This is a genomic window from Candidatus Tisiphia endosymbiont of Ceraclea dissimilis (genome assembly GCF_964030735.1).
Lineage (GTDB): Bacteria > Pseudomonadota > Alphaproteobacteria > Rickettsiales > Rickettsiaceae > Tisiphia.
The window spans coordinates 1,263,476-1,278,108 of sequence record NZ_OZ034917.1; the positions used below are offsets into that span (position 1 = coordinate 1,263,476).

At 30.5% G+C, this 14,633-nt stretch carries 11 protein-coding genes; 10 read left to right on the forward strand and 1 reads right to left on the reverse strand.

Annotated features, from left to right (window positions below; translation table 11 throughout):
* Positions 1–4: 4 nt before the first annotated feature.
* The 10 genes from ACQH1V_RS06010 (at position 5) to ACQH1V_RS06055 (ending at position 13,310) form a co-directional block, all read left to right on the forward strand.
* Complete coding sequence (locus ACQH1V_RS06010) at positions 5–1,513, forward strand: replicative DNA helicase (protein WP_425360175.1); 1,509 nt, start codon at positions 5–7, stop codon at positions 1,511–1,513.
* Between the two features lie 159 nt (positions 1,514–1,672).
* Positions 1,673–3,520 carry an AAA family ATPase gene (locus ACQH1V_RS06015; RefSeq protein ID WP_425360176.1) on the forward strand — a complete coding sequence of 616 codons (1,848 nt, stop codon included), beginning with the start codon at positions 1,673–1,675 and terminating at the stop codon, positions 3,518–3,520.
* A 489-nt stretch (positions 3,521–4,009) separates the two neighbouring features.
* Complete coding sequence (locus tag ACQH1V_RS06020) at positions 4,010–4,336, forward strand: A1G_07140 family DUF167 domain protein (RefSeq protein ID WP_375333717.1); 327 nt, start codon at positions 4,010–4,012, stop codon at positions 4,334–4,336.
* Between the two features lie 17 nt (positions 4,337–4,353).
* Positions 4,354–6,213 carry a molecular chaperone HtpG gene (gene htpG / locus ACQH1V_RS06025; RefSeq protein WP_375333716.1) on the forward strand — a complete coding sequence of 620 codons (1,860 nt, stop codon included), beginning with the start codon at positions 4,354–4,356 and terminating at the stop codon, positions 6,211–6,213.
* A gap of 304 nt (positions 6,214–6,517) precedes the next feature.
* Entirely contained in the window at positions 6,518–7,426 is a 909-nt protein-coding gene (locus tag ACQH1V_RS06030; RefSeq protein WP_425360177.1) for a hypothetical protein, read from the forward strand.
* A gap of 41 nt (positions 7,427–7,467) precedes the next feature.
* Positions 7,468–7,950 (forward strand): hypothetical protein, encoded by a 483-nt coding sequence (locus ACQH1V_RS06035; protein ID WP_425360178.1) that lies wholly within the window; start codon positions 7,468–7,470, stop codon positions 7,948–7,950.
* A gap of 31 nt (positions 7,951–7,981) precedes the next feature.
* On the forward strand, positions 7,982–8,794 hold the full coding sequence (locus ACQH1V_RS06040; protein ID WP_425360179.1) for a tetratricopeptide repeat protein: 813 nt from the start codon (positions 7,982–7,984) through the stop codon (positions 8,792–8,794).
* A complete protein-coding gene (locus tag ACQH1V_RS06045; RefSeq protein ID WP_425360180.1) occupies positions 8,776–11,175 on the forward strand; it encodes a tetratricopeptide repeat protein in 2,400 nt (799 codons plus the stop codon). Before ACQH1V_RS06040 ends, ACQH1V_RS06045 begins: the two co-directional genes overlap by 19 nt.
* Before the next feature lie 429 nt (positions 11,176–11,604).
* Entirely contained in the window at positions 11,605–12,150 is a 546-nt protein-coding gene (locus ACQH1V_RS06050) for a helix-turn-helix domain-containing protein (RefSeq protein WP_425360181.1), read from the forward strand.
* Positions 12,151–12,413: 263 nt separating this feature from the next.
* On the forward strand, positions 12,414–13,310 hold the full coding sequence (locus ACQH1V_RS06055) for an Rpn family recombination-promoting nuclease/putative transposase (protein WP_425360182.1): 897 nt from the start codon (positions 12,414–12,416) through the stop codon (positions 13,308–13,310).
* Positions 13,311–13,348: 38 nt separating this feature from the next.
* On the opposite strand, the gene ACQH1V_RS06060 is transcribed toward ACQH1V_RS06055, so the two are convergent.
* Positions 13,349–14,548 carry an ATP-binding protein gene (locus ACQH1V_RS06060; protein ID WP_094648764.1) on the reverse strand — a complete coding sequence of 400 codons (1,200 nt, stop codon included), beginning with the start codon at positions 14,546–14,548 and terminating at the stop codon, positions 13,349–13,351.
* Between the last annotated feature and the right edge of the window lie 85 nt (positions 14,549–14,633).

Sequence of the window (14,633 nt, forward strand, 5' to 3'; positions counted from 1 at the left end):
ATTTATGGCTCGTAGTAAAGCGATTGATAAAGCAGATAAGTTAAACGGCTCGAATGAGTCAGGTATAGTCATGCCTGTTGCTCGAACTTTACCGGAAAACGTTCAAGCTGAGCAAATGTTAATAGGAGCAATTTTAGTTAACCATGATTACTACAATATTGTTTCAGAATTCCTAAGACCAAATCATTTTTTTGAGCCACTACATCAAAAAATCTATAATTCTATTGAAGTTATTACAGAAAAAGGCTTAATCGCTACTCCAGTAACGCTTAGAAGCATGTTAGAAAAAGATGAATTATTTCAGCAATTAGGTGGTAGTGACTATTTAAATAAATTAGTCACTCTGTCAATGATGGTAATTAATCCACTAGATTACGGAAAAATAATCTATGATTTGGCAATAAGGCGTAATTTAATTCAGATAGGGGAAGAGGTAGTTAATAATGCTTATGATGCTTCTTTAGAATATGATTCAAGTCAGCAAATAGAACATGCAGAAGGTAAGCTTTATAACCTTGCTAGTGAAGGAGTGAATGATAAGAGCTTTGTTAAAATTGGGCTATCTCTCTCAGAGTCTCTAGCTAGTATTAACAGAGCCATGAAGAATTCTAATCATGTAATAGGTATTTCTACCGGCTTAATTGATTTGGATCATAAATTATCAGGTTTTCAGAACTCAGACTTAGTTATCATTGCTGGACGTCCATCAATGGGGAAAACAGCTTTTGCTATGAATCTTGCGATAAATACTTGTAAGGCTATACATCTGAAAAATAACGGACAAGAAAAAGAAGGGCAATCAGTAGGGTTTTTCTCTCTTGAAATGTCATCTGAGCAGCTTACTACTCGTCTTCTTTCGATGCATACTGAAATTGACTCATCGGCTCTTCAATCAGGTCATGTGACGGAAGAGAATTATAATCGATTACGCAAGGAAGTTATCACTCTTTCTGAATTACCATTTTTTATTGATGATACACCAGCTTTATCCATTGCGGCCATTCGTACTAGGGCTAGAAAAATGAAGCGTAAGCATAATCTTGGTATATTATTTATCGATTATTTGCAATTAATTAGAGGAATAAACAAGTCAGATAATAGAGTAAATGAAATTTCGGAAATTACTCAAGGATTAAAAGCGATAGCCAAAGAATTAAACATTCCAGTAATTGCTTTATCACAATTATCTAGAGCTGTTGAACTTAGAGAAGATAAAAAGCCGATGTTGTCTGACTTGCGGGAATCTGGATCTATTGAACAAGATTCTGATATAGTAATGTTTATCTATCGAGAAGAATATTATTTGACCCGTAAAGAACCTTCGGCGGGTGATGCAAAACACGCAGAGTGGTTAAGTAAGTTAAATCAGGTATATAATGTTGCGGATATTCTAATAGCAAAACATCGTAATGGTCCTGTTGGCAATGTTCAGCTTCACTATAACAATCGATATTCAAAATTTAGTAATTTAGAAAAAAAATTACATGGACAGCAAGTATCCAATGATCTTTGAGCATTGGTATTATTTTTTATTTTGAATTTAACTATTAATAATAATTAATTAGGTTAAATTATACGTATGATGTAAAAAATTTATCTCCAATATTCTATTCGCTAGGATAGCTTGCTTGTGCTATTATTTACTTAATAAAGTTTATAATATATTTCTAATATGACAGTAGAATTTTTTGATAATATATCAACCAAAGAAACTAATATTGTTAAAAATAACAATAAACCACTGAGAATGAGGATAGGTACCGATAATTTTGAGACGTTATTGCTAAATAGTGATGTATTTGTTGATAAAAGCCTAATGATCAAAGAATTATTGGAAGATAGTGGAGAAGTAATCCTAATCACCAGACCAAGGCGGTGGGGTAAGAGCTTGAATATGAACATGCTCCAGAAATTTTTTGAGATAGAGGTGGATGAGAGAGGTATGCCTTTACTTGAAGAGGATAGAGTAAATAACAAGCTATTTACAGGTGGTACAGTAGATTTAGGCATTAAAGGAAAAAGGACTTTAGAACCTTTAAAGATTAACGGTAATGAATTTGCCATGATTCAACAAGGTCAATTTCCAGTCATCTCTATAAATCTTAAAGATGTTAAAGGCAGTAACTACCAGGAAATTGAGAATGGAATAAAAAATCAAGTAACTAATCTGTTTACAAACCATCGATACTTAAAGCGTTATATAACAACAGATGAAAATTTACTAGATGAGGCACAAAAGGAAAAGTTAAATCGATATTTTACAGGAAAGCTTGATAAGGAAGACTTAAAAGATAGTTTACGGGTTTTGAGTGAAGTATTGTACAAACATTTTGGTCAAAAAGTTTATATATTGATCGATGAATATGACACACCGATCAATAGTTCGTACATTAAATTTGGTAACAAGCCAGAAGAGTTTGAACAGGTACTTGAAATGTTTCGCGGGATGTTTGGCAGTAGTTTAAAAACTAATCCTTATTTAGAAAAAGGGGTAATTACTGGTATATTACGGGTTGCTAAAGCTAATTTATTTTCGGATTTGAATAATGTTAGTGAGTATAGCTTGCTTGATGAAGAATTTTCTAAGTTCTATGGTTTTACTCAAGCAGAAGTTGATGAATTGTTAGCAAAAGTACCAACAGCAACTAATCCTGAAAAAATTAAAGCTTGGTATAATGGCTATAGTTTTGGTGGGGAGATCATCTATAATCCATGGTCAATTATGCAATGTTTGGCTCATAAAGGCAAACTTGATCATTATTGGCTTGATAGCGGTGGCACTGGGCTTGTTGATAAAGCATTGTTATCAGATGAGATGCAGGAAGATTTACAGAGCTTAGCTGCCGGAAAGGCTATTATCTCACCGATTGTCAAACAAATTAGTTTTGCTGATATCAACAAACCAGTAGGATTATTTAGCTTGTTGTTATTTAGCGGTTATTTAAACCCTGTTGCTAAAAAACCAGAAGAAGATATTTACGAATTGTCGGTACCAAATAAAGAGGTACGATATATATATAATGCCAGAATGCTCCAATGGGTAACTGATCAGTTACAAATTGATCATTTTCGATATTATTCTTTTGCTACTTTGTTGCCGGCAGGTAAAATAGAACAGTTTAAAGAAAGATTGCAAGAATTATTGTTAAATGCTACTAGTTTTTATCAAACAGGCGAGAAAAAAGCTGAGCTATTTTATAGTGGTTTTATGCTAGGTTTGATTAATACCTTAGCTTCTGACTACATAATAGACAGTGAAAGAGAAACCGGTAGCGGTAGGGCGGATATTGTGCTACTACCCAAGATAGGTAAAAGTGACAATGCTATTATTATTGAATATAAAATATGTAAATCTCCTGATATTTTAGAATCTGTTGCCAGAGAAGGGCTAGAGCAAATAGCAAAAAAACGATATGAGGCTAAAATAAAAGAATACTCTCATGTTCAGAAAATCATCAAAATCGCTATGGCTTTTTGCGGTAAGGAAGTGGCTCTAGAATATCAGAATGATAAAATTTAATAGTGGTGATTATATATTTTCCCCTATATCAACCAGGATTACATAAACAGGAACAGCAGGGAAATGCCTTTTTAATCTTTCAATATCGTAAACAAGCTGTTCTCCATAAGAAACACCTGTTGACATTTGTTGTTGTAAACTATAGTCAATTTAGGAGGATTGGGTGCTATGGCTATGGGCAATCTATTTCAGTATTTTTGGATTGCTTCGTCGCTACTAAAGTAGCTCCTCGCAATGACATATAAGCCTATAACTCGTCATTGCGAGCGAACGTATGTGAGCGTGGCAATCCATGAAGTCATATATTGCTTCGTTGACTTACGGTCTTCCTCGCAAATAGACGTTGACCACATACAACTTTTAAACTGCCATGATTACCTCTAAAATCTCTTCCAACGAAGTATGTAAAAAATACCTGAATAAAAATATTTTTTATAAAACACTTAGTGTACATTATAATTAGTATATACTCAAATCATTAGAGTAAACATGACCCAATTTTTTAACTATAACCCAGATAATAAGGTAGCCGTTCTTGCTCTTAAGGTTAAAGCTAATGCAAAGGCAGATAAGATAGGTGAGTTTATGATAATTAATGATAAACATTATCTAAAATTATTTATAAAATCAGTTCCAGAGGATGGTAAGGCTAACCATTCTATTATCAATTTTCTATCTAAAAAATGGAAAATTAATAAAAATAATTTTGAGATAATATTAGGTTGGACTAATAGCTTAAAATTATTAGCAATAAAAAATATTGAATTAGACTATTTAAATTTGCATTTAAAACACTATATTAATAACATTAAATAGTATTATAGGACTTGACTATGACCCAAGAAAAAAAGAAGTTTGACGCTGAAGTTGGTAAGATTTTGAACTTAATGATCCATTCTCTTTATACTAATAAAGAGATTTTTATGCGTGAGTTAATATCGAATGCTTCTGATGCTTGTGATAAATTAAGGTATTTAGCACAAAGTGACGCAAAACTTATTGCAGATGATCCTACCTTTAAAATTACTGTGAGAATTGATAAAGATAAAAAGCAGATTATTATTAGAGATAATGGTATTGGTATGAACCGAGAAGATTTGATCGATAATCTAGGAACTATTGCAAAATCTGGTACAGGAAATTTCTTAAACAACATGTCTGGAGATGCTAAAAAAGACAGTATGTTGATAGGGCAATTTGGCGTTGGGTTTTATTCAGCTTTTATGGTTGCTGATAATATTACTGTTACCTCAAGAAAAGCAGGAGAAGAGAAATCTTATGTTTGGCAGTCAGATGGTCTTGGAGAATATATGGTTGATGATTTTGACCATGATTTTACCAGGGGAACTGAGGTGGTTATTCACGTTAAGCCAGAAGAAGATAGTTACATTGATCACTTTAGATTGAAGCATATAGTTAAAAGCTATTCTGATCATATAGCCATACCTATATATTTTATTGATGAATCAACTAATAATGAAATACAACTTAACTCAGCTTCAGCATTATGGACAAGACCTAAATCTGATTTGACTTTTGAGCAATATAAAGAATTTTATAAAGCTTTGTCTTATTCGATGGATGATCCTTGGTTAACTATTCATAATAAAAATGAAGGTACGGTTGAATTTACTAATTTGTTATTTATTCCATCAACTAAGACTTTCGATTTATTTCACCCTGATCGTAAGAGGAGAGTGAAATTATACATCAAGAGAGTTTTTATTTCTGATGAGAATGTAGATTTAATACCTTCTTACCTAAGATTCCTAAGAGGGGTAGTAGATTCAGAGGATTTACCTCTTAATATTAGTCGTGAATCTTTGCAGCATAATAGTACTTTAGAGAAGATTAAGTCAGCAATAACCAAAAGAGTTTTAGGTGAACTCAAAAAGAAAAAAGATGAGTCTATAGAGGAATATAGCAATTTTTGGAGCAATTTTGGTGCTGCTTTAAAAGAAGGATTGTGTGAGGCAACTAGTGATCATGATAAATTGCTTGAGACCTGTATATTTAAAAGTAGTCTTTTAAGTAAAATGATTAGCCTTGACGATTATATTAGTAACTTTAAAGAAGGACAGAATACTATATATTATCTTAGCGGCGATGATTCAGCAAAATTACTTTCTAGCCCTCAAATAGAAGGATTCTTAAGTAAAAATATAGATGTACTTCTGTTTACTGATACAGTTGATGATTTTTGGGTTAATGTTAATAGTAGCTATAAGGGTTATGCAATTAAATCCGTTACTAGGAGTGATATTGATTTAGAAAAATCTGAGCAAAAAACTGAAGAGACAAAAGAAGACAAGGACGAGTACGCTAAATTAACAGAATATTTTAAAGAAATATTAGGTAATTTAGTAAAAGATGTAAGGATTTCTAAAAAACTTACTCTAAGCCCTGCTTGTCTGGTAGTTGGTGATGGAGCTATGGATATTCGTATGGAAAGATTTTTAATTGAGCAAAAACAGTTAATGGCATCATCGGCTAAAATACTTGAGTTAAATCCTAAGCATAAAATTATTGAGAAAATTAACGCTGGTATAATCTCAAATAGTAGAGACTATGCTAACGAGGAGTTGGTGAAATTAATGTATGATCAAGCATGTATTCTAGAAGGTGAGCCAGTCAATGATACTGGTGAATTTGCAAAAAGACTCAATGATATTGTACAAAAAGCTATATTATAAACCACCTGACGCACGGCATTTAAAAGTCATATAGAAAATAGCTTGGCGTCATTGCGAGAAGCAACTTTTAGTGGCGACCAAGCAATCTAATGAATGTGGATTGCCACGACCACTACGTGGTCTCGCAACGACGTCTTGTACTTTTTTGGAATTTTTAAATTGTTATGGGGTTTATGCGTAAGGTAAGTTATAAACTATGCGGAGGCTTTTCTATTTTTAATAGTAATAATTTTGATTGTAATCTAGGTAATGAATATGTTAATATTAATTAAATTTTCCTGAAACCTTTTATTAGCAAAATATAATGAATAAATATTTGATACTATTAATATTATTAATAATGCCTCTTAATTCATTTGCCCAGAATCAAATAGCTAACCAGCTATCTAATTTTGTTGCACCAGTTACTTACTTTGTTAATCATGTCAAACAATTAAATCTACTTAAGAATAATTTAATTAAATATCGACAAGCAAGTATTATAGGCACCAGCGGCATGGGAAAAACCCAACTTGCTAGAATGTATTGTTATGAAAATCAAAATAACTATAAACTTATTTGGTTTATTGACTGTAATTTAGATATTAATCAAGAACTACTAAAGCTAGCAAAAGCTATTAATAGTACGGCTAATAACTCTACTAAATCTAATCTAATATCAGAAGATGTAATATTAGTCCGGAAAGAACTAATGAATTATTTATCAAATCAAGATAAATGGTTATTGATATTTGATAATCTAAAGGTAGGTCAAAATAAGAAAGTTCAAGAGTTTGTTGAGTGGGAAAATAATGGACATGTTATATTTTGTTCCCAAGATAGTGAAATATTACCGAATATAGTCCAAATGACTGCCTTTACAAAAAGTGACGTTAGTATTCTGGTTAACAATATTTTAGAACATAACGATCCCCAATCAGCAGAATTTTTGAGCAAAGAATTTGCTGGTTATCCTATCATGATAGTACAAGGGGTACAATTATTAAATAATGTAAAAGGTTTAGATAAAGCCGAATATAAGAAAAAAATTCAACTATCAACAGATAGAATTAAATTGAACATTCTATTAACTATCAATGAATTAAAACCAAATGCTAGAAAATTATTAAATAAAATAGCTTTAATAAATAATCAAAGTTTTTCAAAAGACTTATTAAGTTTTATTACGGATGATAAGAGTACCATAAATGATGATATTTATCAATTGCCTTAATATCTAATATTGATCCACAGGAAACTAACCCGATCTTTGAAATGCACGATGTTGTTGCTCAAAAAATAACTGAAATTAATGGTAATCAGAATAATAAAATTTATTTAGAGGATATCGTTACTAAATTAGTCGGATCTGTGCCAAAAAGGAACTCGGTAAAAGCTCAGCTTTTTAGAAAAGCGAGAACTATACTTGAAAATTTTGAAATTCTTACTAGGAATGCGGTAAAATATAATTCAAGTATATATAAACTTCTGCAATTGAATGCACAGCTAATGATGCAATATGTGAATTCTGTCGATTACCTTAATGTAGAAAAAGTAATGAATTGGTTCAATGAGAATGATCAAAATGGGGCTGGTAAATTTAATTTATGGTCGATGAATGATGATGAAAAATATGCATATGCATTGTGTTTACAAGTAATAGCATGGCAATATGCTGTTAATTGGTCTAATTATAGGGTAGCAATAAATTATTGTACAAGAGCAAAAGAAATATTAGACACTATAAAAAGGTTATGAATCTTTATGGAGTTTATATTATTCTTTAGCAATGTATAATATCCCATTAGGACAGGTTGAAGAAGCAGAAAAAAACATTCAAATTATAGAACAAATGCTTAATCAAGGTTTAATGGATAAATATGATATATCTTATATACATAGCGTTAAAACAGAGTTATTATTGCTACAAGGGAAGTATAATGAAGCATTAGAGCAAAATAATAAAACTATAGAACTAGACACTAAAAGTGGATTAAGTCTTGAAGACCTATTTCTTATAGAGCTTTATGTACGAAAAGTAGAGATATTAAATCATCTTAAAGAATACCAAGAAGCATATACTCAAGTTAAACAACTATATGATTTGTGTCAATCCACCGAGAAAGATGTTCATGAAATATTAGGTCGTATTTATAGTCAAATGGCAAAAAGTGAATTAGGGCTGGGTAAACTAGACCAAGCCTTAGAGCATGTTAACCAATCTATCCCCATATTTTTAGCTGATGAACGTAGGAATCCCAAAGATGCAGATTATTCAGAAGATCCAAATTTAGCTGCTAGTTATGTAATACAAGGTGATATTTTATTTGCTCAAGATAAAATAAAAGAAGCAATAGAGTCCTATAATAAAGCTTATACCATATATTATTACTTATATAGGGATAATCGTAAAAATGTAGCTCAGGTTAGTTATTTATATAGCCAAGGAGCTAAAGCTGCATGTAAAGCAAAAAATTTATTTAGTTATAAATTTTTTGGTAAACCGCAAGTCAAGGAGTTTGGCATAAATCATCCTAATACTGTATCTATGTTTGAGTATTGTAAACAATATGATATGGATTTATGGGCAAAAGGAAACTAGATTTTATATATATAGTCAATTCAGGAGAATTTGGGGCTAGGAGAGATGGAGCGACGCCTATAATTAATAGGCGAGCATTGATCGACAACGTCCCCAATTTCTTATCAATTGACTATAGATATTTAATAATATTAATATTATTAATAATGCCTCTTAATTCATTTGCCCAGAATCAAATAGCTAACCAGCTATCTAATTTTGTTGCACCAGTTACTTATTTTGTCGATCATGTCAAACAACTAGCTTTGCTTACAAACAACTTAACTAAATATCGACAAGCAAGTATTATAGGCACCAGCGGCATGGGAAAAACCCAACTTGCTAGAATGTATTGTTATGAAAATCAAAATAACTATCAGCTTATTTGGTTTATTGACTGTAATTTAGATATTAATCAAGAACTACTAAAGCTAGCCAAAGCTATTAATAGTACAGTTAATAACTCTACTAAATCTACTCTAATACCAGAAGATATTGTATTAGTACGAAAAGAAATAATGAACTATTTATCGAGTCAAGATAAATGGTTAATAATATTTGATAATCTGAAGGTAAGTGAAAATAAGAAAGTTCAGGAATTTGTTGATTGGGAAAATAATGGGCATGTTATATTTTGTTCCCAAGATAGTGAAATATTACCGAATATAGTCAAAATGACTGCCCTTGCAAAAAACGACGTCAGTATTCTTGCTAACAATATTTTAGAAAATAATGATCCAAAGGTAGTAGAATTCTTGAGCGAAGAATTTGCTGGTTATCCTATCATGACAGTACAAGGGATACAATTATTAAATAATGTAAAAGGTTTAGATAAAGCCGAATATAAGAAAAAAATTCAACAATCAACAGATAGAATTAAATCGAACATTATATTAACTATCAATCAATTAAAACCAAGTGCTAGAAATTTACTAAATAAAATCGCCTTAATAAATAATCAAGGTTTTTCAAAAGAATTACTAAGTTTTATTACTGATGATCAACGTACATTGAATAATGATATTTATGAATTGTCTAAATTTGCCTTAATATCTAATATTGACCCACAGGAAGCTAATCCGATCTTTGAAACGCATGATATTATAGTCCAAAAAATAGCAGAGATTAATGGTAGCAGGAATAATAAATCTTATTTAGAGGATATTATTACCAAATTAATGAATTATATACCAAAGAATGCAGTAAAAGCTCGTATTTTTAGAAATGCTAAAACTATACAAGAAAATTTTGAAATAATTTTAAGAAATTCAGAAAAGTATAATATAAATATATATAAAATTATGGCTCTTAATTTGCAAATAATGGTTCAACATCATAATTCTCTTAATTATTCTATTGTAGCAAAGAAGGCTATTTGGTTTAATAAAGCCGATCAGGAAGGAAAATTTAAATTATGGTTAATGAATAATGATGAAAAATATGCATATATAAGGTATATGCAGACAATAGGTCTTTATCATATAAGTTATTCTAATTATAGGGCAGCAAGAGAATGTTTTATAAGAGGCCAAGAAATATTTGAGAATGTTGAAGGTTATGAATCTTACAAATGGACTTTATTCTATAATTTAGCAATATGTAATATTATTTTAGGGCAGGTTCAAGACGCCGAAAAAAACATTCAAATTATGGAAAAAATGTCTAGTGAAGGTTTAATGGATCAAAGTGAACTAAGCTATATACATATACTTAAAGCACAGTTATTATTTATACAAGGAAAGTATACTGAGTCATTAGAACAAAATAGTAAAACTATAGAAAATTTTATTAAAAATGGTCTAAGTCCTGATGATCTATTTTTTATACCTCTTTATACACTTAAAATAGAAATATTAAATTATCTTGGAAAATACCAAGAAGCATATGAGCAAGCTAAGAAATTGTATAATTTATGTAAACATTGCAAAGATACTGAAGCACTTGGTTGTATTTATAGTGTAATGGCAAGAAGTGAATTAGGATTAGGCATGCTAAATCAAGCCTCAGAACATGTTAACAAGGCTATCTCCATATTTTTAGTCGATGAGCGTAGAAACCCCAAAAATGCAGATTATTTGGAAGATCCAGATTTAGCTGCTATGTATGTAGTGCAAGGTGATATTCTATTTACCCAAGATAATATAAAATCAGCAATAGAATCCTATAATAAAGCTTATACCATATATTATTACTTATATAGAGATAATCGTAAAAATATGGCATATGTTAGTTATTTATATAGTCAAGGAGCAAAAGCTGCATGTAAAGCAAAAAACTTATTTAGTTATAAATTTTTTGGTAAACCGCAAGTCAAGGAGTTTGGCATAAATCATCCTAATACTGTATCTATGTTTGAGTATTGTAAACAATATGATATGGATTTATGGGCAAAAAGAAACTAAGAGGTTGACTGCGATAACTAATTAAACCTGCAAAGAAATAATGGGGTTTGACTAGTTGAAAAAATTGGTATATGCTGATAGTTAACACCTCAATAAAGGTTGCAATTTAATAGCAATACTGTTGAATTAATTTCTCTAGTAAGTACTTTCGAGTTCGGAAAATTTCTAAGTACTTACTAGTTTATAACTCCAAATGTGACATTCAAGCTCTAGCCTGATTAATAAGCTCGATACTTAAGTGTTACCCTGGCTTTTTTAGTATGAGATTTACCAAAATGTCTTTTTGGTTTTAAAAAATTAGTCAGTAAGTACTGATTTCTTTTTATAATTTCATTCTATTTTTGTAGTTTAATATAGTTTTTTTGAGGTGTCAAGAAAAAACTACCTGTTTTTTGGGTATTTTGTTAAAATAATTTATTATGAGAATACATGGCTCTTGTTCACCAAATACAAGGATTTTTAAAGAAAAAATTAGAAGAAACGAAGTTAAAAAGAAAAGATTTAGCATATAAAACTGACATTCCGTATTCTACTATATCTAAGATTATTAATGCTGTAAGAGATAATCCAGAGTTAATAAATATATTAAAAATTGCAAATTATTTTAAATGCTCTATGGATGAAATTGTAGGAAGGGATGATTATGCATTATCTCATCAAGAAACACAAGAATTTCTCAACGTATCTCCTAAGGATGTTAGTACCAACTTAAGGGAATTTGTCAAAAAAAAATTGGAGCAGCAAAAACTTAACCTATACGTCTTATCTAAGAATATTGGGTCTAGTGAAGAAACTCTACCTCAATTTATGAAAGATAATGGTAAACAAAAAACTTTAGGTAGTGCAGTTACCGTAGCCCTAGCAGATTATTTTCAAGTGTCATTAGATGAAATTGTAGGCAGAATTAATCCTAATACTTCTTGTAATGATCAATCTTCTCAACAAAACTCCAATTGTGATGTTGAACCAAGATAATGATATACTAAAAACCTAAGGCATCATTATAAATTAACAAGATTTAAGGGGGCATTATTAAAAATTACCTTTGTGTTCCAGCTACTCCTTCCATAACAGAACTTTCACCTGTAAGATTAATACCTCTATGGGTAATGGCAATCTACAAATCAGGGAATAAAAAAATATCGCAAAAATAATGAAAACAGCTATTAGTGGAGCATAAAAATCTGCTATATTTATAGATATAACCATTTGTAAAAAATAAATATAGAGTTAGATTTATGTCAAATATTAGTCCTAGGGTTGATATTGCCTTTAAAAAAATCTTCGGAGTTGAAGAGAATAAGGATTTGCTTATTTCGCTGATCAATTCGATTGTATCTAGAGAAGACCAAGTAACAGAAGTACAACTTCTCAATCCATATAATCCAAAAAATTTCAAGAGCGATAAATTGTCAATTTTAGATATTAAAGCTCAAGGAAAAGATGGCAAAAGATTTAATATCGAAATGCAAATTACTGATGCGGATGATTATGACAAAAGAGCTCTATATTATTGGGCAAAGTTATATACTGAGCAATTAAAGAATGCAGAGGATTATGCTACTTTATCGAAAGCCATTGGTATTCACATATTAAACTTTACCTCTATTTTACATGAAAATAAATATCATAATGTGTTTCATATAGTAGAAAAAGATAGTGGTTTGTTATATTTTAAAGATTTAGAATTGCATACTATTGAGCTAAATAAGTTTACTAATAATCCGAAGGAACAGCTGACGGACATAGTAAAGAAGGTAAAAACCTCTCTTGATAGATGGAGTACTTTTTTAACTAGACATGATTTGCTGAACAAAGATAATTTACCTAAAGAGTTAAATGATGCTAGCCTAAAAAAAGCCCTGACAGTTCTGGATGTGATGAATTTCACTAAAGAAGAACGTGATTCATATGAAGAACACCTGAAATGGCTATGTATTGAAGCTAACACTCTCAAGAAAGCACGAAGGGAAGGCAAAGAAGAAGGTAGAGTAGAAGGTAAAGCTGAATTAATAAAAATGATGATAGAAAATGGCAGTTCTATTGAGGAAGTAGCGAAAATAACCAAACTATCTGTCGCTAAGATCAATGAACTACTGAAAACCCTAAATGGCGGATTATCAGATAAGTTATGATTACTAATTAAATAAATTCAATTGACTATACTGTTTCCTCAGTGGATATTTCCCCAATACGACTTAAAAATCGTATGATTCCATAATTTTGTTAAAAATTCTTCTATTGGCAATATGTTAATTTGTTGATTACCCCAAATTATCTTCCTAGAAGTATCTTCTAAACAAACTAAATAACCTTTATCTATTTGATGTTCTTCCATAAAAGATTTTATACCTTTTAATTCGGTTTTGTGGACATTTGAAGATATTTTTACTTCAATTGGTAATGGTTGGCTGGTAATAGTGCTAATTATAAAATCAACTTCTAAACCGGTTTTAGTACGCCAATAATTTATACGATGATCTAAATCATTTAGGTTTACATATGCTTGTAACTCAGTAAATACGTAGTGCTCTAAAGCTCTTCCTGCTTCTGAACCTTTGATATTATCAAAACGATTTTGACTAATGCTATTTGCAACTCCTACATCAAAAAAATAAAATTTGGGGTGAGATGATATAATTTCTCTACTAATTTTCTTTTGATATGGATAAACTAAATATCCTACTAAAGTATCAACTAGTATTTGGTAATATTCTTTAACTGTTTTGGCATCAATAGAACAATCCCGAGCTATGTTAGAATAGTTTAATAGTTCACCGCTAGAGAAGGCTGTGCTATCTATAAATCTACTAAAAGCAGTTATATTTCTTACTAATCCCTCAGCTCGAATCTCATTAGTTAAATAATCCTCAACATAAGCTTTTAGTAACTTACGAGGATTATTACTAATGAAATGTGATGGAACTAAGCCATTGTTAAATATTTTTAGAAGATTAAATTCTGACTGTATTTCAGGATATATCAATGGATAGAAATTATATTTTATCGCTCTACCACCTAATAAATTTGTACCATAGGCTCTTAATTTTCTACTACTTGAACCGCATAAAATGAAATAACTATCACTATTCTCTATAAGCCAATGTATCTCATCAAGTAATGCTGGAACTTTTTGTACTTCATCTACTATTATAGGAAAGGTGAGTTTAGCTAAATCTAATGCTAATATTTCTTCTCTAAATTTTGAAGGTTGTTTTAGATACTTAATGTATAGATCAGTTTTTAATAGGTCATAATATATCGAATTAGGATACAGACTTTTTAAATAAGTTGATTTCCCTACCTTCCTAGCTCCCCATAAAAAAGCTGTTTGCCTGTTACTTAAGTTCAATTTTAAATATCTTGTATACATAGGGTTACTATTTAGGAATAAGAACCTAAATAGTAACCCTATTTAGGAATAAAGTATAGATTTTATTTGTTAATCTTAGCTTCCC